The 19301-nt window shown below is 70.8% G+C and carries 12 protein-coding genes and 3 pseudogenes; 5 read left to right on the top strand and 10 right to left on the bottom strand.

Features of this window, described 5'->3' with window-relative positions; genetic code table 11:
• Positions 1 to 74: 74 nt before the first annotated feature.
• Positions 75 to 218 carry a hypothetical protein gene (locus tag ACTWQI_RS21745; RefSeq protein ID WP_443272881.1) on the top strand — a complete coding sequence of 48 codons (144 nt, stop codon included), beginning with the start codon at positions 75 to 77 and terminating at the stop codon, positions 216 to 218.
• A gap of 509 nt (positions 219 to 727) precedes the next feature.
• On the opposite strand, the pseudogene ACTWQI_RS21740 reads toward ACTWQI_RS21745, so the two are convergent.
• Positions 728 to 1195: pseudogene (locus ACTWQI_RS21740) on the bottom strand (response regulator); the annotation flags it as partial.
• A gap of 536 nt (positions 1196 to 1731) precedes the next feature.
• On the opposite strand from ACTWQI_RS21740, the gene ACTWQI_RS21735 reads away from it, so the two are divergent.
• Together ACTWQI_RS21735 and ACTWQI_RS21730 are read left to right on the top strand one after the other, a co-directional pair.
• Positions 1732 to 2301, top strand: coding sequence for a hypothetical protein (locus ACTWQI_RS21735; RefSeq protein ID WP_443272879.1), 570 nt, complete (start codon positions 1732 to 1734; stop codon positions 2299 to 2301).
• A 154-nt stretch (positions 2302 to 2455) separates the two neighbouring features.
• Positions 2456 to 2773: a hypothetical protein gene (locus tag ACTWQI_RS21730; protein WP_443272878.1), complete on the top strand. Its 318-nt coding sequence runs from the start codon at positions 2456 to 2458 to the stop codon at positions 2771 to 2773.
• 501 nt (positions 2774 to 3274) lie between these two features.
• On the opposite strand, the pseudogene ACTWQI_RS21725 reads toward ACTWQI_RS21730, so the two are convergent.
• From ACTWQI_RS21725 to ACTWQI_RS21715, 3 genes and pseudogenes are all read right to left on the bottom strand, one after another.
• Positions 3275 to 3472 (bottom strand): annotated as a pseudogene (locus tag ACTWQI_RS21725) (hypothetical protein); the annotation flags it as partial.
• A gap of 271 nt (positions 3473 to 3743) precedes the next feature.
• A complete protein-coding gene (locus ACTWQI_RS21720; RefSeq protein WP_443272876.1) occupies positions 3744 to 4748 on the bottom strand; it encodes a hypothetical protein in 1005 nt (334 codons plus the stop codon).
• 90 nt (positions 4749 to 4838) lie between these two features.
• Complete coding sequence (locus ACTWQI_RS21715) at positions 4839 to 5594, bottom strand: hypothetical protein (RefSeq protein ID WP_443272875.1); 756 nt, start codon at positions 5592 to 5594, stop codon at positions 4839 to 4841.
• A gap of 1349 nt (positions 5595 to 6943) precedes the next feature.
• Between ACTWQI_RS21715 and ACTWQI_RS21710 the strand changes: the two genes are divergently transcribed.
• Positions 6944 to 8035 carry a glycoside hydrolase family 5 protein gene (locus ACTWQI_RS21710; protein WP_443272873.1) on the top strand — a complete coding sequence of 364 codons (1092 nt, stop codon included), beginning with the start codon at positions 6944 to 6946 and terminating at the stop codon, positions 8033 to 8035.
• Positions 8036 to 8500: 465 nt separating this feature from the next.
• On the opposite strand, the gene ACTWQI_RS21705 is transcribed toward ACTWQI_RS21710, so the two are convergent.
• Both ACTWQI_RS21705 and ACTWQI_RS21700 read right to left on the bottom strand, forming a co-directional pair.
• Positions 8501 to 10834, bottom strand: coding sequence for a SpoIIE family protein phosphatase (locus tag ACTWQI_RS21705; RefSeq protein ID WP_443272871.1), 2334 nt, complete (start codon positions 10832 to 10834; stop codon positions 8501 to 8503).
• Positions 10835 to 10973: 139 nt separating this feature from the next.
• Positions 10974 to 12338 (bottom strand): D-arabinono-1,4-lactone oxidase, encoded by a 1365-nt coding sequence (locus tag ACTWQI_RS21700; RefSeq protein ID WP_443272869.1) that lies wholly within the window; start codon positions 12336 to 12338, stop codon positions 10974 to 10976.
• Between the two features lie 389 nt (positions 12339 to 12727).
• Between ACTWQI_RS21700 and ACTWQI_RS21695 the strand changes: the two are divergent.
• A pseudogene (locus ACTWQI_RS21695) lies at positions 12728 to 12953 on the top strand (hypothetical protein); the annotation flags it as partial.
• A 238-nt stretch (positions 12954 to 13191) separates the two neighbouring features.
• Here ACTWQI_RS21695 and ACTWQI_RS21690 read toward each other — a convergent pair.
• The 4 genes from ACTWQI_RS21690 to ACTWQI_RS21675 all read right to left on the bottom strand — a co-directional run bounded on the left by ACTWQI_RS21690 (position 13192) and on the right by ACTWQI_RS21675 (position 19113).
• The gene (locus ACTWQI_RS21690) at positions 13192 to 15132 is read right to left on the bottom strand and encodes a helix-turn-helix domain-containing protein (protein ID WP_443272867.1); all 1941 of its coding nucleotides are present in this window, start codon (positions 15130 to 15132) and stop codon (positions 13192 to 13194) included.
• 101 nt (positions 15133 to 15233) lie between these two features.
• A complete protein-coding gene (locus ACTWQI_RS21685; protein ID WP_443272866.1) occupies positions 15234 to 16634 on the bottom strand; it encodes an MFS transporter in 1401 nt (466 codons plus the stop codon).
• 59 nt (positions 16635 to 16693) lie between these two features.
• Positions 16694 to 17491 carry a 3-hydroxybutyrate dehydrogenase gene (locus ACTWQI_RS21680; protein WP_443272863.1) on the bottom strand — a complete coding sequence of 266 codons (798 nt, stop codon included), beginning with the start codon at positions 17489 to 17491 and terminating at the stop codon, positions 16694 to 16696.
• A gap of 188 nt (positions 17492 to 17679) precedes the next feature.
• On the bottom strand, positions 17680 to 19113 hold the full coding sequence (locus ACTWQI_RS21675) for a 3-hydroxybutyrate oligomer hydrolase family protein (RefSeq protein WP_443272861.1): 1434 nt from the start codon (positions 19111 to 19113) through the stop codon (positions 17680 to 17682).
• Positions 19114 to 19301 lie beyond the last annotated feature (188 nt).

The raw sequence follows: 19301 nt of genomic DNA, 5'->3' as shown, positions 1-19301 counted from the left end.
GGTACTGGGAGCCCCGGTCTCGCCGACACACTGGACGCCATGTCAGGCTCGACCGAACCCTCGGATTCTCAACCGTGGCCGCCGACGAGCGCCCGCATATCCAGTTCGGCGACGCCGTGAGCGAGGACCCGCAGACCATCGCGCAGACCCTCGCGCTCATTGCCAAGGCCGAGGCGGCGGCTACCGACACCAAGGTGCGTATCCTGCATCCGGACTAGGGCGACGAGCAGGTGCAGGCCGAGGTGACCGCGTCCTCATCGAGACCGGCACCGCCGTGCCCGATCCGATGAAGACGAGAGCACTCGGGTGAGCCGGCAAAAGAACTCTGCCTCAATTGTCACCCATCAGCCGCTGCTTGGTGGCTCCACCGACCGGCCGAAGGGTCCCAAGCCGAGACAAGTGGAGACCCTCCCTTGACACCCCTGGCACACCATGCGTCCCCGAACCATGCCACAACGGGATAACTTTCGGAGAAATCCTCAAGCACGGCGAAGTCGACCGCTGGCAGTTGTCCCAGGGCTTCGGCCGGTGTGTCTTCGGAGAGCTTGACTCGGACGTCGTGCCCCTCAAGCGTGAGTGTGACTTCGTCTGCGGTTTGCGCGTCGGTCTGAGCTGATTGCCCCTGTCTCCTCACAAAGCGCCGCATGGCAGAACGAGTTGTGCTGTCGATTGCTCCCGCGAACTTGGTGCCAAAGCTCGACGCCAATGCTTGCACGAATGGGGCTAGCGCCATGGTGACCGTCACTGTTTGCCAGTCGAGCCCAGTGAAAAGATCGCCGGCACCGAAGTGCCTGCGCACGCCTGAGGCCCACTCCGCCGCAGCCTGAATGCGCGGGGCCAACTCGTCGTAGAACAACGGCAGTCCCACCACTGCCCGAGCCCCCGAGTCCAGGGCGGCCGAGTACAGCGCCGGGCCCGGGTCGGCGGAGAGCAGCACCACGCCGACGGTGGGGAAGCGCAGGGCCACTTCCCTGATCAGCTCTAGCGCCGGGCGCGGACCAATCCGCTCGTCGACCAGGACTACCTCTGGCAGCTCCTCAATGCTCTGGGCCGCCGACGAGCCGAGGGCGATGAGCAGGGCCGTGGAGTCGGCAACGAACTGGCCAAGTTCAACGTCGGGGAACTCGGGAACGAGGTTGGTAAGCGCCATTGCCGTGTCGGGGTCGTCCACGGCGCACAGGATGCGTATGGTCACGGCTCTCCCTGCCTCAAACACATGATTCGCAACGCTGTCAGACCGGAGTGCGCTCGTGGAAGAGCGCTCGAGGTCGGGGTCGTGACGGGCACGGTGGACGAGGACGGGGTCTCACGGTCGACTCGGCTCGGCTCCTCCTTCGCGTCGTGCTGCCGCGAATACCTGCTCGGCGTGTTCCAGGTCGGCATAGCCACCACGGTTACGAACGTGGGCCAGGATCTCGTCATAGCTCATGTTCCGTCCCCCGCGCGGCCCTGCGTCGCAAGCATCGTTCCGGCACGGCCTCCGACATGACCGTGAACGACGGACACACCCTGACGGGATCGTGCAGATGGCTCACACCATTCACTCGGGCGAGGACATGTCGCCCTCAGGGTCCGGCAGGGGTCGAAGCAAATTGGCGATCAAGTGGGGCCAAACCAACCTGCCGAGCTGGGGCCCAATGTGCCTGTCACAGACAGATACCGCCGCGTGGGGTAACGGCCCGCTCGCCCCCGGTTGACCCGCCCATGGGCGATGTAGAGGCGCGCCTCCGGGTGCTGATCGAAGACACGGAAGTACGTCAGCCGCTCCTCACACTCGGCGAGGCGCGGGCTGTCGTCGAGTTGCTGCAGATTTTGAGCATCAGCGACATCACTGTCAGCCCCTCGCGCGTGGCCAGCAGGCAAAAAGATGGCGCATGGGCCCGGCGACAGGCGGGGCGCTGGGGGGCCCAGAGCATCGACGAGATCTGGCCAGCCCGGCTCCCCACTCAGCGCGCGGCTTGCCGGGCTGGGCGGCAGACTGAAGCCGTGGCCAACTACGACGGACCTGCGGTCGTCCTGGCGGACGGAGTTACGTACCCGTGCCATGCCACCCTGCAAGGCCGAACGCCCCGCGGCCGATTCCATGCGTTCGGGGCCACCAGCTCGGCGCGGGGCATCGAGGACTGGGGCGGCGTCCTCAACGTCGAGGGTGAAGCGGCCGCATGGAGCGTCCAGGACGCGGACGACCGGCGTCTGCGCATTGGTGACCGGGAGGGGGCCTTCAACGTGGTCGGCGGCAGCCTGGCCTTCGGGGAGTTGCGGATCCGAGGGAGCGGTAGAGCGCCGTTCGGCGCAAGCTAGCGCATAACGTCCGCCTCGCGGAGCAGCCCGGCGACAGGCGGCACTCCGGGCAGAAGGCATCGACGGGACCTGAACAGCACAACGCCCCACCCGATGGGGTGGGGCGCGGGGTTCGCGATCGCGCCCTGAGGGTCATGATTTACAGGCGGATGCCGTGGCCGTGCTAGCCGAAGATATTGATGAGGCCGTGGTGGTCATGACCGTGACCGTGGTCATGACCGTGGTGGTGGTGACCGTAGTGGTGGCCATAGCCGTGGCCGTGGTGGTGGCCGTAACCGTGGTCATGGTCGTACGCCAGAGCAGTACCGGTCCCGAAGAAACCGACGGCGCCGAGCATGACTCCCACAACGGCGGCTTTCTGAAGCTTACGCATCAAGTCTCCACTTCTCCTGGGTTACGCAATCCGGAACCTGCCAGATTCGTGCAGTTATGGAGACTATCTACGTTTTATAACTTATTGATCCTCAGCTAGGCCATATGGGCCAATTCGGACGGACTGCTCACCCGCGGGTAGGTGACCAGCGAGCGCATAACGTTCCCTTAAGTGGAGCGACGTTGGCGGGCCTGCTGCTCGGCAGCCCGCAGCAGCACCTTGTGCTGGCCGAGCGCCCTGCGCTGGTGCCACGTCATGTGCGGTGGGAGCTTCGTCAAGCGCTGCCACGCAGCACGCCGCATTGCGCGTGCCTCTCGCAGATCGTCCGCCTGCAGCGCTTCCTTCAGGCTGATCGGGCATCCACGCAGGTCCGCCCGTGTGGCCTTCTCCGCCTTCGTTGGTCCCGGCGGACCCTGCCTCGGCTTCTTCTCCCGCAGCTCCCACGTCGGCCCCGCCGCCAGTGAGGCGGGCGCGGACGCGTCCCTGACACCGGTCGACGCCCACAGCAGGCGCTGCGGCAGAGCGCCCCGGTCGGCCAGGGCCCGCCAGCGCGCGGAGTTGAGGACTCCGGCAATGGGCTGCGGGCAGGGCTGTCGTCTCCACGCCGATGCCGTCGCGGTCCAGCCGCACTGCGTAGTTGCCGGGCGAGGCGGACTCGGCGCTCTCGTGGCTGGCCAGGTCGGTGAGCCGCGGCTCACCAGCCATGGGCGTGATCCGGGCGGTCCCATACTTCGCGGCGCCTCCCGTGCCGCTCACCGAGGTGTGCGCGAAGCCACGACGCGCTCGTGGGCGTTGCACCCGGAGGTGTCGGCGCGTCGGGTGTGCGGGTGGCCGTCACCAGCCCGAAGGGCTGCGCCGCACCGGGCACCGTTGCGCCGCGGGGCACCGGGCGGGTGCCGATGACCGGGTCGGCCTCGGAGAGGACATCAGGGACCGGACCGTTCTGGGTGCCGGACAGGGAGTCGGGACAGCCGCCGACAGGAACGCCCTCCGTGTCCGCCGCCGACCGGTCCGCGTCATCCCGTACGCCGGCGCCGCCCGACGGCCGCGCCCAGCAGTTCACGCCGTCTCACTGGCTCAGCAGTTTCCGGTAGCGGTCCACGGAGGGGCCGATGCCGTGGTCCGGGTCGGCCTCGTAGACGCCGTCCGCGTTCTTCTTGCCGAAGCTCAGCGGCTGGTAGAGCGTCGCGCAGGACGCGTGACGGTCCGCGAGGCGCCGCCACGCGCCCCACGCGGCGTCGTACGCGCGCAGATGCGCGGCCATCGCCTCGCTCTGCTCGCCCGCGAAGCCGCGCAGCATCACCTGCCACCCGTGGTGGATGACGGAGTAGAGGCACTGCCCGTAGCGGGCCGAGACCTGGAGGTATGCGCGGTCCGCAGGATTGCGCAGCGGCAGTTCGCCCGCCAGGTCGGTGATCTGCCCCCAGATGCGGGCGGCTTGGGCCTTCTCCGCGAGGGCCGCCTCGACTCGGCCCGCCGCGACGATGGCCTTGTAGTCCGCGACCAGGTCCTTGTCGGAGCCCCCCAGGAACTGGTCCCGGGTCCACGTCAGCTTCCGCACCGGAAAGCGCGCGCTGTAGTGGCCGCGCAGCGTCCCGGCCGCCGAGAGGAGCGCGAGCCGCCGGAAGCGCCGCACCGCGTCGCCGCGCAGACCGACACGGTGGGCGTACGCGCGGAAGGCGCCCTCCTCGCCGAGCCCGGTGTCGCGTGTCCAACGGGCCATGACCCACATGTTGAGGTCGCACCACAGCTCGTTCTCGATGTACGGGCCGCGCCAGCCGCCGCCCCGCGACCACGTCCACACCCCGGCCAGCTGCGGGCTCTCCACCAGCGCGGCGAGCCCCTGCGGCCCCGGCCGGCCGGCGTACTCCTCGAAGCCGCCCACCACCCCGTCGATGACGTAGTTCGGGCAGGCCCCCTTGCCCTCGTACTCGCGCTGGCACTGCACCTCGACGATCTGCCGGTGCCGGCCGACGCCGAGGGTCGGGTTGAACGCGACGGTGCGCCAGAAATCGGTGGAGGTGTGCTTGATGGAGAACAGCAGCTTCTCGTGCGCCGCGATCCGGTCGGTCACGGCGCGGTAGTACTCCGGGTCGTCGCGGAACCGGTCGCTGCCCGTACTCCACGTGCGGTAGAACAGCCGCTTCCCGGCCCGCTCGCAGACCTACTCCCGGAGCAGGTTGATGAGCAGGTGGTGACTGGACGCGCCTTCGGTGACCGGGTTGTTGCCGGTGTGGTAGGGCACGTTCTGGAGGTACGTCTCGCCGGTGCGCACGGCCAGGCCGTCGATGCCGGGAAAGCGGGCGAAGACCTCGCGCAGCATCAGCCGGTGCACCTCCAGCGTGCGCGGCCGGTGCAGGCTGATCCGCCCCTTGTCGTCCAGCACCTCGTTCCCGTACAGCTCCACCAGCCGCTTGGGCAGCACGATGATGTCGGTGAAGAAGTACGCGTCGATCCCGGCCGCGTGGGCGCGTTTGATGTGCGCCTCCACACGCCGCGCGTTGTCCTCCACCCAGGCGCGCCCCGGTGAGCCCGGCGGGAAGATCCGTTCGTCGACGGTGTCGAAGGTGACCGCGGTGTGCGGCGGCCTGAACTCGTTGATGACCTGCCCGCCGTAGTCGTACGCGGCGAGCGTGCGCGGATCGTTGTAGCGCGACTCGGTCATCGGCTCGCCCGGATTGGCGTGCACCATGTCGAGCAGGAACGGCAGCCGCCGGCCCGGCGTGCGGCCTCCCGCGGAGGGCGCGGCGTACGCGCGCGGGGTGCTCACGGGAAACAGCGCGGCGGCGCCCGACGCACCGGTGGCGGCTAGGAGCGCGCGCCGACTGGTGCCCGGGGAGGCGGAGTCCGTCGAGGCGGAGTCCGTCGAGGCGGAGTCCGCGGAAGCGGGCAGTGCGTGTGGTGTGCGTACGGTGCTCATGAGAGTTGCCGACCTCCGGCTTGGGCTGGTTGCGGCCCGATAAGCCCAGCGCGTAGCCGCCGTTGCGCAGCCGGATGCTGGTGGTGCGCGGTATCGCGGCGGAGTCCTCGCGATAGGGCGCGTCGAGCTGGTTCGACAGACTGTCGCGGTACTCGCTCAACGCGCATGTCACGGCGTCGAGTTCGCGGTGATTGGAGCCGTGGCCCGTGCCCCGTGCGCCGTGAGGCGCCGGGGGAGGGCTGCGCGGCGGGGGGCCGTTCCGGGCGCGGCCGCCGTGGCGCTTCCGGCCGCACCGGTGGCGAGAGCGGTGCCCGGGATCGAGTGCCTGAGCGGCGGGCGGTGCGAGGCGGGCACGCGACCTCCAGTCATGTACGTGGTCACCGTTCTCGTTTCTGACCCCGCATAGTGCAGCCGGTCCCGCGGGAACGGCAAGACCTCGTTGCACTCACGTCGCCGCGCACCTTCTCCAGCAACCGGTCGCCGTGCGCGGAGAGTTCGCTGTGGTCGTCCATGTAGGTCCACTCCGGGCCGACCCGGTAGGTGGCGTAGGCGTCGATGCCCGTCCGCACGCGGTCGGGCGCCGGGTCCCAAGCGGGCTCTCACCAGGTGGCCAGGGTGCGGGACGCCGTGCGTCGGGCGTTGGCGCCAACACCCCCCATGCCGCGAACTCCTCCATTTCGGACGGGAGTCGGTGAGCGACAGCGGAGGAATGCGGCGATGCAGGGGAAGACTGGATCCACGGTAAGGAAAGTTTCCAGTTCATGGTGACGAACCCTTGACTGGAACTGGAAACAAACCTAACTTTCACGCCATCCCCATCCCGCCTCTGGGGTGCCATGTCCCCCCACATGCACGGAGCTCGTGATGCGATCGGCACCACTGAGTAAGCACGGCAGGCACCGGCCCCGACAAGACCATCGTCGTCACCGCCGCCGCGGCGGCCACCACCCTCGCCCCGATAAGGCACCTGGAGCGTCGGACGGGGAGCCGAGCGGTGACTCCCGGGCGAGCAGCAGCCCTTCGGCCGCCGCCGCGCCCCTGTGGCAGGCAAACCCCTCGACGTCGCCCCTTGATCCGGTCCCGAGAGCGACACCATCCCACGGACCGGTGACCCGGCCTGGCGGACCGTCACCCGCGGGGACGCCACCCCGCGCCGCGGGCCGGGTCCGCCTGAACCGTGCGAGCAATCGGCTTACCTGAGCCAACTGCTCCACCCCGCCCCGCTCAGGGCTCCTACCCCCGTCCCCCCGGCTTCTCTTCCTGTTCTCTCTTCCTCGCGTCAACTCCCTTCACCCACCCCGGCTACACCCCCCACCATCACCGCCCCCACTCAGAAGGAGGCACACTCCATGCATCAGCTTCCTCTCACCCGTAGAAGGCTGCTGTGGATCGCGCTGGCCGCCGCCTTGATCTGCGGCCTCGTCCTGGCGCTGCAGACGCAGTTCCAGGCCAGTGCCGGAACCACCACCAAGGCCGAGAAGCAGACCCAGGCCGAGTCGGCCGCCGTGGCCAAGGCGCCCGCGGGCTCCGCCGTCGCGCAGAACGGCCAGCTCAGCGTCTGCGGCAAGAAGCTCTGTAACCAGCAGGGCCAGGCCGTGCAACTGCGCGGCATGAGCACGCACGGCACGCAGTGGTACGCCCAGTGCGTCACGGACGGTTCGCTCGACGCCCTCGCCAAGGACTGGGGCGGGGACGTCCTGCGCGTCTCCACGTACGTCCAGGAGGGCGGCTACGAGAGCAACCCGCAGAAGTTCACCCAGCTCGCCCAGAAGTTCGTCGACATGGCCATCGCGCGCGGCATGTACGCCGTCATCGACTGGCACCAGCTGACCCCGGGCGACCCGAACTACAACACCACGCGGGCCAAGAAGTTCTTCACCGAGATGGCGCAGAAGTACAAGAACCAGCCCAACGTCTTCTACGAGATCGCCAATGAGCCCAACGGTGTGAGCTGGCCGAAGATCAAGTCCTACGCCGAGCAGATCATCCCGGTGATCCGCGACCAGGACCCCGACGGCGTCGTCCTGGTCGGCACCCGCGCCTGGTCGTCGCTCGGCGTCTCCGACGACTCGGACGAGAAGGAGGTCGTGAACAACCCGGTCAAGGCCGATAACATCATGTACACCTTCCACTTCTACGCGGCCTCGCACGGCAGCGAATACCTCAACGCCCTGTCCCGGGCGGCCGACAAGCTCCCGATGTTCGTGACCGAATTCGGCACCCAGAACTCCGCGGGCGAGGGCAACAACAACTTCAGCCGGTCGCAGCAGTATCTGGACCTGATGGCCCAGAAGAAGATCTCCTGGACCAACTGGAACTTCTCCGATGACGACCGCTCGGGTGCGGTGTTCAAGCCCGGCACCTGTAGCGGCGACGAGTGGACCGGCACCAGTGTCCTCAAGGAGGCCGGCATCTGGATCCGGGAGCGCGTCAAGGGCTGACGCCGACGCCGCCGTGAGGGTGCGACGCAGAGCGTCCGCGCGCTCCGTCCGTAGCGACGTAGCGACACGGACGCGGCATCCCCGCGGCGAAGCGGAACAGAGTGTCAGGAAGAGAAGCCTGGAAAGGAAGGGGGCGTGCCGTCCGGCGGCACGCCCCCTTCCTGCGTGTCCTCCTGCCCGTCCGGCTGTGTGTCGTTGCCCGTGCCGGCCGTCCGTACGGCCGTCAGCCGCCGCTCATCACGTAGCGTCCGCCCGCGTTCGTCCGGAAGGAGAACTCCCCTCACTCGTGCCGGGACACGGCCATCGAACGGCTCTCGTTTCCGTAATCAGACTGCGCTCAGCTTCAAGCCCACTGCTGCGACAGCGGGTTGGTGCAGGTCTTTCACCCATAAGGCCACCCTCACAAAGGTTGCCGACCTCGTCCCGTGTCAGGGCGGCGGACCGCCGCGCGGTCCAACCGCCTCCTCAGCCCCGTAGCGGCTCGGGTAGGGGCTGTTCCGCCCAGATGGTCTTGCCCTGGCGGGTGTAGCGGCTGCCCCACCGGTTGGTGAGCTGCGCGACCAGGTATAGGCCGCGTCCGCCCTCCTCGGTGACGGCGGCTCGGCGCATCCGTGGCTGAGTGCTGCTCGGATCGGACACCTCGCACGTCAGCGCCCCCGCCCGGACGAGCCGGAGGTCGACGCGCTCGTCTCCGCCGCGGACCCCGTAGCGGATGGCGTTGGTGAGCAGTTCGCTGACCACCAGTACGGTCGTGAAGGCCAGTTGCTCGAGGCCCCACACGGCCAGCTGGTGGGCGACCAGCTCGCGGGCTTCGGAGACGACCGCAGGGTCCGCGTTCAGCGACCATGTCACGGTGTCCCGGGGCGGTACGACGCGAGTACGGGCCAGCAGCAGCGTGACGTCGTCCGGCAGACGGCGCGGGGGCAGCCCTTCGACGACGTCCCGGCCGGCATCCTGCAGGGGACGGTGGAGGACGTCCGCGCGGAGCAGACGTGCCTCCAACTCCCGCATCCCCTCGTCGACATCGCCCGCGCCACCCTTGATCAGGCCGTCGGTGTAGAGCGCCAGGACGCTGCCCTGGGCCAGTTCCACCTCGGCCGGCTCGAACGGCAGGCCGCCCACCCCCAGAGGCGGACCGGGATTCACCTCGGCGTAGGCGACGGTGCCGTCGGGATGGACGAGCGCGGGAGGAGGGTGTCCGGCGCTGGCCATCGCGCAGCGTCTGGTCACCGGATCGTAGAGAGCGTAGAGACACGTCGCTCCGATCACGTCAAGCGCGCCGTGCGGCTCACCCTGCCCGCTCTCAGGGTCACTGCTCTCGGCCTCGACCACGAGATGTGAGACGAGGTCGTCGAGGTGGACGAGCAGCTCCTCCGGTTCCAGATCGAGATCGGCGAGCGTGCGTACGGCCATGCGCAGCCGCCCCATCATGGCAATGGCCCTCAGCCCGTGCCCCACGACGTCTCCGACGACCAGGGCGACGCGCGCGGAGGACAGCTGTATGACGTCGAACCAGTCCCCGCCCACCCCGCTCGCTGTCCCCGTCGGGAGATAGACGCTGCTGCTCTGGACGGCGACGCTGTCGCTCATTGCGGGTGGCAGGAGGCTGTGCTGCAGGCTCACGGCCGCCCGGTGCTCACGGGTGTAGTGGCGGGCGTTGTCCACCGCGAGCGCCGCACGGGAGGCGACCTGCTCCAGGACCGTCCGGTCGTCCGTGTCGAACTCCGCGCTGCCGGGGCTGCGCCACACCGTGACTGCGCCGAGCAGGATGCCTCTGGCCCGCAGCGGCGCGCTCATGGCGGTCAGGGGTGCCCCGGCGGGTGGTGTTCCGGCCGTCGGGGCCGCGTCCGCTCCGGCCACGGCGGTTCGGTGCAAGGCGGGTTGTCGCTGGTCCCCGGTGGGCGGCTCCTCGCCGCTGAACACGGCTTCGGCGATGTCGACGGCCGCCGTGTCCGCCAGGGCGGGCACCAGCACGCCCGCCAGCTCCTCGCTGGTCCGGGTGACCGACAGGGAGCCGCCGAGGGCTGCGGTGGCACGGTGCACCAGGTCCAGGCGCCGACGGGCCCGATGGTGGTCGGTGACGTCCGTGAAGACGGCCGTGACTCCGAGGATGTGCCTGTCGGGCTCCTGCAAGCGGAACGCCGTGATCGCCAGGACTCGTCCGCCCCGGGGGTCGACGAGGGTCCGCACACGATGCTCCTCGCCGACCGCCGGCTTCCCGGTCCGCAACACCCTTGTGAGCTGTTCCTCGATGCCCTGCGCGTCCTCGGCGTACAGGAATTCCGCCAGACGGCGGCCGCTCAGGTCGGCCGGCACACCGGTGTACGGCATGAGATGAGAGTTGGTCCGTACCAGCCGCAGGTCCTCGTCGAAGACGGCCAGTCCGACGCGCTCCTGCAGGAACAACCCACGGGTGAAGGCGCGATCCTGCCGCCACGTCGAGACCTGGGCAGACGGGGCGCCGACGACGAGATAGCGCGCCTCGCCCTCGCGTGGCTGTTCAGCGTTCAACGTGTCGAGCGGCAGAACGCGGTACGCCACCGGCACCTGCAGTCCGCCGCCCTGCCGCAGCGTTACCCGGCCCTCCCACGCGGTCTCGGTCTGCTGTGCGAGCACCTCCGGCCATCGATCGGGGTCGGCCAGCAGGTTCCTCACGGGCCGGCCGCAGACCTCGTCACCGGGGAGACGCAGGAGTGCCTCCGCTTCCGCCGTCCACGCCAGAAGCGTGCACGTGCCATCAACCACGACCGCTGACGTGCTCTCGGCGAAGGGGAAGTGATAGCCGCTCGCGTTCCTCACTGGGACACGCACCTCACTCGGCGCTCCCGACAGTCACCATGCTCCACCGGATGACCCCGGTCCGCACGGCGCCGGGGCTACGCCGTGAGCCCGCCCGTGTACGGACCGGCGCCCGCGGCCCGCAGCCGGGGGCTCGGGATCAGTCGCCGAGGACGCGCTGCAGATACGCGTTGCCGAAGACGCGATCCGGGTCGAGCCGGTCGCGCAGCGCCACGAACTCGCCGAAGCGCGGATACACCCCGGCCAGGTATGCGGCGTCGCGGCTGTGCAGCTTCCCCCAGTGGGGCCGCCCACCGTAGGCGGTCATGATCCGCTCGACGGCGTCGAAGTACGCCCCGTGCGGTGTGCCGCGGTAGAGGTGCACCGCGATGTAGGCACTGTCGCGGCCGCTCGCCGTGGACAGCGGGATGCGGTCGGCGGGAGCGACCCGCACCTGCACCGGGAAACTGATGCGCAGGTCGGAGGCGTCCATCATGGCCTTGACCTCGCACAGCGCCTGAACCGCGGCCTCGCGGGGCACGGCGTACTCCATCTCGACAAAGCGGACCCGGCGCGGGCTGGTGAGGACCTTGTAGGGGATGTCGGTGTAGGTGCGGGCCGACAGGGCACGGCTGGTGAGCCTGGCGATGCCGGGGATGGCGGCGGGCGCGGCCTTCCCGACCGCGCACAGCAGCCCGAAGACGCCGTTGGAGAGCAGCTCGTCCTCGATCCAGCCGCTGATCCGGCCGACGGGTGCGATGGGCTCCGCGCTGCGGTTGTCCCGTTTGGTGGTGCAGTTTCCGGTGTGCGGGAACCAGTAGAACTCGAAGTGCTCGTTGCAGGCGGTGAGCTCCTCGAATTCCGCGGTCACCCGGTCGAAGGACATCGGCTCCTCCCGCGCCGTGAGCAGGAAAAGGGGTTCCACGGCGAAGGTGACCGATGTGATCACACCGAGGGCGCCGAGCCCGATCCGGGCAGCGGCGAAGACGTCCGCGTTCTCGTGCCGGGAACAGGTGAGCAGGGAGCCGTCGGCGGTGACCAGTTGGAGTGCCGTGAGCTGCGCGGCCATCGACCCGGAGTCGCGTCCGGAGCCGTGGGTCCCCGTGCTGACGGCCCCTGCGACGGTCTGCTCCATGATGTCGCCCATAGCGGTCAGGGACAGGGCCTCGGCGGCGAGCGCCACATTGAGCTGTCTGAGCGGCGTGCCCATGGCGGCGGTGACGGTTCCGGCGGCGCGGTCGATCGCCTGAATGCCGGAGAGGCGTTCCGGGTGCATCAGTACCCCGTCCGTGGCGGCGGCCGCCGTGACGGAGTGGCCGGTGCCGACCGGCTTCACCGTGAGGCCGTCCTCCGCCGCGGCGGTGACGGTCCGCGCTACCTCCTCGACGGACGACGGGGAGGCGCTACGGACGGGCCGCGCGGTGATGTTCCCGGCCCAGTTCCGCCACAGACCCCTCGGGCCAGCCACTCGCGGTAACCTCCCTGCTCCGGGCGGCACCCGCCGCTGTTTCCGGCCCGGCAGCATGCGTGCGAATGCCGAGCCGATCGCCGGAACCGCGCCGACACATTCCCTGCACTTCCAGTGTGCTGGAGTGGCCGATCCGCATGTCGTGCGTCCGCCGGCTCCTCGCCCCCACCAGCGCCTCACTGACCAGGTCGGCCTGCCGCCGTACCGTGCTGGTGGGGGCGCTGGCGGCCTTCATCCTCGGCAACGCCATCTCCGCACTCGCGGACCACTACCTGATGCTGCTCGCGTGCCGCAACAGCTCCGCCCCGTACGCGGGCGTCGCCCTCGGTGGCCTCCTCGGCGGTGGTGATATGGATGCGCAGGCCGCCGAACTCCTCCTTCACATCGGTGAGCCGGTAGCCGGGCACGGCCACGCTGAGTTGTGCGTGCAATCGTTCCAAAAGGGGATGCCAGCCCGGTCCGACGGCGCGCAGCCGTGTGGGGATCTGGCGCCCGGGCTGCGCTTCACCGCGCCGGTGACGTTGCTCGTCGGGGAGAAGGGTTCGGGCACCTCGACCCTGGTCGAGGCCCTGGCGGAGGGTTCGGTCTGGACTCCTCCGGCGGCCCGCACGACTGGCCCTATGCCAGTCACCGCCCAAGTCGGTGCTGGGTGAGCGGATCCGCTTCGACGCCCAGGCGTGCCCGGCTGGCGCGGAACACGACGCTGGAGGCGGCCGCCGACGCCCTGAACGCGATCAGCGGGGTGCGGCGGACGCGAGCCTGATGCGCGCGTGGGAGTCCGGCCGGCGCCGTATGGGCGACGAATGGAGCCGTCCGGGGCTGTGCCAGCTGTGCCGCGAGGTGTCGGAGGTACGGCGCCGGAGACAGACGGCCGGGACTGACGGCGGCGCGGCGCGCGGGCCGGACCCTGTCAGCGCGGTGGTGCGCTGTACCGGGCGAGGTGGTGCAGCCGCAGGGCCAGTTGGGTCTCCAGGGCGCGGGCGGCGCTGTTCCAGTCGGGCCCGAGGAGTTGGGCGACCCGGTCGAGGCGCTGTACCACGGTGTTGACGTGCACGTGCAGTGCGTCCTTGGCCCGGGAGAGGCTGGCGCCGTGCGTGTAGTAGGCGTCGAGGGTGCGGACCAGTTCGGTGCCCCGTTTGCTGTCGTAGTCGAGGACGGGGCCGAGGACGCGCTCCACATAGCTCGCCACGTCCGTGCGGTCGCCCAGCAGTACGCCGAGAAAGCCGAGGTCGGTGAGGCTCGCGCCGTCTCCGGTGCGGCCGAGGGCGTGCAGCGCGTCGAGGCAGCGGCGGGCCTCGCTGTGGGTGTGCGGCAGCAGGTCTGGGCGGTCGGCGGGCCCGGCTGCCCCGACCGTGACGGGGACGCCGACGCTGCGGGTGAGCTCCACGGCCAGGTCCTGGGCGAGCCGGCCCGGCTCGTGGCCCGGGGCGAGCAGAACGGTGTGTCCGTCGCGGGTCCCGGCGAGGCCCCCCAGGGCGCGGGCACGGCGGGCCGCCTCACCGGCCAGCCGGGAGCGCAGCTCGGCAGGGGCGTCCAGGACGAGCACCACATGGGGGCGGGTGAGGTTGACGCCGAGCTTGCGGGCCCGGATCGGCAGGCTGCCGGTGTCGCGGTGGCTGCCCGGCTGCCCGGCGGTGATCAGGTCGTCGAGGAGCTCTCCGCGCACCCGGTCCTCGGCCTCGGCGACGGACCGGCGCAGGAGCAGCAGCAGCGCGGTGACCATAGCGGCGCGTTCGAACAGCCGCCGGTCGGCCGCGGTGAGATCGGACCGCCCGACGAGCACGATGCTGCCGAGCAGTTCAGAGCCCGCCAGCACGGCGCACACCCAGGTGCCGTCGACGGGCACCGCGCGTCCCCCGGTGCGGGAGGTGTCCACGCCCTGCGGTGACGGCGCGACGGGATCGGTGCCGACGCGGGCCAGTTCGCTGCCGTCCGCGTCGTGGATGGCTAGGCCGCTGCCGAGCAGTGTGGCGATCTCGTGGGCGACGTCGTCGACGCCGCCGCCGCGCAGCACCAGATCCGTGAGCCGGTCGTGGGCATCGGCCGCGCGGCGCAGCGCCTCGCTGTGGGCACGGGCGGTTTCGCTGGCTGTGTTGAGCTCGACGAGCGTGGACCGCGTCTCCTCCAGCAGCCGGGCGCTGTCGATGGCGACGGCCGCGTGGTCGGCGAGGGAGGTGAGCAGGGCGATGGCGTCGGGGGCGAAGTCCCGGGAGGTGCGGTCCGCGGCGAACAGCACACCGATGACGCGTTCACCGACCCGCAGCGGCACGCCCAGGATGCCGCGCAGGCCCTCCTCGCCGACGCCGTCGTCGATGGCCGGGGTGTGCCGGAAGCGGTGGTCGGTGCGGTAGTCGGCGCTGGCGTAGGGGCGTGCCGTCTGCGCGACCAGGCCGCCGAGCCCCTCGCCCATGCCCAGGCGCAGCTGCTGAAACTTGGCCGAGATGGAGCCGTCGGTCACCCGCATATAGGTGTCCTTGGCCACCGGGTCGTTCAGCGTGAGATAGGCGACGTCGGTGCCCAGCAGGGTGCGGGCCCGGTGCACGATGGCGCGCAGGACCGCGTCGAGGTTGCGCAGCGCGGCCAGATCACCCGCGGTGTCGAACAGGGCGGCCAGTTCGGCTTCACGCCGCCGGTGTTGGTCGAGGGCTCGGCGGATCTCCTGGGCCACCTCGGTGGCCTCGTCCACGACGGCCTGTTCCGCGCGGCCAACTCCCCACTCCCGCACATCACTCGCCGGCCCGGCCAGCCGCTCGGCGGGGGCTCCAGCGGCGAGCAGGTCGAGGAGCTGCCGAAGCGCCGCCGTCACGGTGTGCGCCGTTGCAGCGTCGGTGCGGTCGTTCACAAGGGTCATGATGGCAGTCCTCCTGTCCGGGTGCGGTGGCGGCGGTGCGGCGGGCGGGCACTCAGAGCCGGTGTCCGTCGAGCGTGTGGGCCGCGGCGGACACCGGCCGGTTATGCCGGGTCGGCGGTGGTGACCGTCGTGCTCTGTTCGCGCGGCGCACCGCGTTCCGGCGCCGCCTCGCGGGTCAGGTCGCGTCCCCGGGTCTCCCGGAGGACGGCGACGGTCACGGTGGTGACCACCGCGGCGGCGCACAGGTACAGGGCGACCGGCGTCGCGGAGTCGTAGTCCTTCAGCAGTTCGACGGCGATGATCGGGGCGAGCGCCCCGGCGACGATGGAGGCGAGCTGGGAGCCCATCGACGCGCCGGAGTAGCGGACCTTGGTGTCGAACATCTCCGAGATGAAGGCGGCCTGCGGCCCGTACATGGCGCCGTGCAGCACCAGGCCCGCGGTCACCGCCAGGGTGATCACGGTGAAGGACCCCGTGTCGACCAGTGCGAAGAACGCGAACGCCCACAGCGCCATGCCCGCCGAGCCGATCAGTGTGACGGGTCTGCGGCCGAGCTGGTCGGAGAGGGCGCCCCACAGCGGGATGGTGACGAAGTGGACGGCGGAGCCGATCAGTACGGCGTTGAGGGCGGTGCTCTTCGCCAGCTCCAGGTGCGTGGTGACGTACACGAGGAGGAAGGAGGTGAGGACGTAGTACGAGACGTTCTCGCCAAACCGGGTGCCGATGGCGCCGAGCACCTCCCGCCAGCTCCTGCGGAACACCTCCACGACCGGGGCCTCGTTCTTGATGCCGCGGGCGGCGTCCGCCTCGGCCTTGGCCTGGGCTTCGAGGAACACCGGCGACTCGGCGACCGAGACGCGGATCCACAGCCCGACGACGACCAGGACGCCGGAGAGCAGGAAGGGGATACGCCAGCCCCAGGCGAGGAAGGCCGCGTCGGACTGGACGGCGGCGAGCAGCGCGAGCACTCCGGTGGCCAGGAGGTTGCCGCCGGGTGCTCCGGCCTGCGGCCATGAGGCCCAGAAGCCGCGGTGCCGGTCGCGGCCGTGCTCGGAGACGATCAGCACCGCGCCGCCCCACTCGCCGCCCAGGGCGAAGCCCTGTACGAGACGCAGCACGGTCAGCAGGATCGGGGCGCCGATGCCGATGGTGTCGTAGGTGGGCAGCAGGCCCATGGCGAAGGTCGCGCCGCCCATCATCAGGAGGCTGACCACCAGCAGCTTCTTGCGGCCGATCTGGTCGCCGAAGTGCCCGAAGACCACGCCGCCCAGCGGCCTGGTCGCGAACCCGATGGCATAGGTGATGAAGGCGATCAGCGTGCCCACCAAGGGGTCGCCGGTGGGGAAGAACAGGGTGTTGAACACCAGGGCGGCCGCCGAGCCGTAGAGGAAGAAGTCGTACCACTCGATGGTGGTGCCGATCAGGCTCGCGCCGACGATGCGGGCGATGCCGCGGGAGCGGGCGGCGCCGGCCGGTGCGGCGGCGCGATGGGCGTCGGTCATGGGGTCACCAGATTCTCGCTCGCGGGGACGGTTGTGGACTGCTGCGGAAGGAGCGGGGTTCAGTTGGCTCCCCAGCCGCCGTCCAGGGGCAGGGACACCCCGGTGACGCTGCTGGTGTGCGGGCCGCACAGCCACAGGGCGGCCGCGGCGACCTCTTCGGCCTCGAGCAGGCGCTTGACCGGTGAGCGGGCCAGCAGCACGTCGGCAAGCACATCGCCGGTGCTGATGCCGTGGGCGGCCGCCTGGTCGCGGAGCTGGCTCTCGACCAAGGGGGTGCGTACGTAGCCGGGGTTGACGCAGTTGCTCGTCACGCCGTGCCGGGCGCCCTCGACGGCGGTCACCTTGCTCAGGCCCTCCAGGGCGTGCTTGGCGGCGACGTATGCGCTCTTGAAGGCGCTGGCGCGCAGGCCGTGGACGCTGGAGATGTTGACCACCCGGCCCCAGCCGGCGGCGTACATGTGCGGCAGGGTGCGGCGCAGCAGCAGGAACGGGGCGGTGACCATCACCTGCTGGATGAGGGCGAACCGCTCGGGCGGGAACTCGGTGAGGGGCGCGACGTGTTGGAGTCCGGCGTTGTTGACGAGGATGTCGACCTCGGCCGGCAGGGTGTCGATCGCCTCGGGGTCGGCCAGGTCCACGACGTGGGCCTGGCCTCCGATCGCGTCGGCGACGGCCTTCGCCGCTTCGGGGTCCCTGTCGACCACCTGCACGGCGGCGCCCGCCCGGGCCAGGGCGGTGGCGCACGCCCGGCCGATGCCGCTCCCACCACCGGTCACGAGGGCGGTGCGGGCGCTCAGGTCGACGCCGTGGGTGGCGGGTACCGACGCGGGGGGCGGAGGGGGAAATGCGCTCGTCATGGCCGAAACAGTAGGGTCGCTTTCAGCGTGTGCCCTATGTGTGGGTCCGCCACAATGAGCGGCGTCCGGGTGGTGCATCGCCCCATGACGTTCGCGCGCCTCCGCCCTGCCTCTCGTGCCGCCGGGCGTCGGCCGTCCCGCTGCTCGTCCGACACGTCGTGCAGCGCTGCTCCAAGAGGTGCCGCCGGCTATCTGTCGAGGCGGCAGCGGGTGAGCAGGGTGGCCGGGTCGGCTGCCTGCGGCATGGGCACGGTGCGGCTCCCGGGCGGGCGCCGCCCGGTCGCCAGCCAGTCCTCCACGACCGTGAACGCCGCGCGGTGGCACGGCACGAGGGGCCTGAGCCGATCGGGGAAGGTGTCGACCAGCGCGTCGGTGTGCGTGCCGCCTTCGATGCGGTAGTAGCGGTGCAGCCCGCCGCGTCCCGCGTCCCGCACCATACGGGCGTACACGTCGGAGTCCTGGCTGATGGGCAGCAGCACATCGAGGGTTCCGTGCACGGTGACGAGGGGTCTGCCGATGCGGCCGGTCAGCGCGATCCGGTCCACGGCCCGGTGCACCTCGGCGGGACGGGCGGCGTAGTCGTAGTCCGCGTCGCAGGCCGGGGAGCCGGGGGCGCAGTAGGGCGTGCCCGCCTCGGTCGCGCCGTCGAAGCCGGGGTCCAGCTCCTCGCGGTACATGCGCTGGGTGAGGTCCCAGTAGAAGCGGTGGTGGAACGGCCACAGGAACTCCGAGCCGCGCGGATACCCCGCCGCGTGCAGGGCCCGCCGGGCCCGGTCGGCCTGCGGCCCGCCGGCGGCGTGGTCGGGGTAGTGCCGCAGCGCGGGCGGCAGGAAGGTGAGGAGGTTGGGGCCGCCGGAGCGCCACAGCGTGCCCTCCCAGTCCACCCCGGCGTCGTACAGCTCGGGGTGGTTCTCCAGCTGCCAGCGCACCAGGTAGCCGCCGTTGGACATGCCGGTCGCCAGGGTACGGGCCGGGGGCCGGTGGTATCGCTGGGACACCACCGTGCGGGCGGCACGGGTGAGTTGGGTGAGCCGGGTGTTCCACTCGGCGATGGCGTCGCCCGGCGCGTGGCCGTCGCGGTGGAAGCCGGTCCCGGTGTTGCCCTTGTCGGTGGCCGCGTAGGCGTAGCCGCGGGAGAGCACCCAGTCGGCGATGGCGCGGTCGCCTGCGTACTGCTCGCGGTTGCCGGGTGTGCCCGCGACGACCAGGCCGCCGTTCCACCGGTCGGGCAGCCGGATGACGAACTGGGCGTCGTGGTGCCAGCCGTGGTTGGTGTTGGTGGTGGAGGCGTCGGGGAAGTAGCCGTCGATCTGGACGCCGGGGACGCCGATGGGCGTGGGCAGATCCTCGGGCGTGAGCCCCGCCCAGTCGGCCGGGTCCGTGTGGCCCGTGTCGACCGTTCCCGCAGTGGTCAACTCCGTCAAGCAGTCGGCCTGTTGGTGTGCGGCGGCGGGGACATGCAGCTGTGCCGTACGGGCGCAGTGGCCGCCGTGGGCCGGGTCGGAGTGGGCGGGCCGGGCCGTGGCCGAGGGCGGGACGAGGACGAGTGCGGCGGCCAGCGGCAGGGCGCCGAGGGCCAGGCGTCTTATCGGCGGCGCGGCGGTGGTGCGGGGCGGGACCATCAAGTGCCTCCGGGATACGGCGGGTTGAGGGGCAGATCGGGGAGTAAGGGGTGACGGCCTGGAGGGTAGGAGGCGGCCGGGCCCGCCCGACATGGGTGTGCCCGCCATGACGGCGGCCGCGGCGGCGTCGGCCGTCACCATGGCGGGCGGGGGGCCTGCGCAGTGCTGCGGTGGCGTGCTCCGCAGCA

Source organism: Streptomyces sp. KR80 (assembly GCF_052245555.1).
Taxonomy (GTDB): domain Bacteria; phylum Actinomycetota; class Actinomycetes; order Streptomycetales; family Streptomycetaceae; genus Streptomyces.
The sequence above is the reverse complement of the archived record's forward strand: the minus strand, read 5'-3'. Positions and strand labels throughout refer to the sequence as shown.

Excerpts from the sequence above, each read along its gene's own strand:
- ACTWQI_RS21715 (WP_443272875.1), bottom strand. The coding sequence starts at position 5,594 with ATGAGCACCGTACGCACACCACACGCACTGCCCGCTTCCGCGGACTCC.
- ACTWQI_RS21700 (WP_443272869.1), bottom strand. The coding sequence starts at position 12,338 with ATGCTGCCGGGCCGGAAACAGCGGCGGGTGCCGCCCGGAGCAGGGAGG.
- ACTWQI_RS21690 (WP_443272867.1), bottom strand. The coding sequence starts at position 15,132 with ATGACCCTTGTGAACGACCGCACCGACGCTGCAACGGCGCACACCGTG.
- ACTWQI_RS21680 (WP_443272863.1), bottom strand. The coding sequence starts at position 17,491 with ATGACGAGCGCATTTCCCCCTCCGCCCCCCGCGTCGGTACCCGCCACC.
- ACTWQI_RS21710 (WP_443272873.1), top strand. The coding sequence starts at position 6,944 with ATGCATCAGCTTCCTCTCACCCGTAGAAGGCTGCTGTGGATCGCGCTG.
- ACTWQI_RS21675 (WP_443272861.1), bottom strand. The coding sequence starts at position 19,113 with ATGGTCCCGCCCCGCACCACCGCCGCGCCGCCGATAAGACGCCTGGCC.
- ACTWQI_RS21685 (WP_443272866.1), bottom strand. The coding sequence starts at position 16,634 with ATGACCGACGCCCATCGCGCCGCCGCACCGGCCGGCGCCGCCCGCTCC.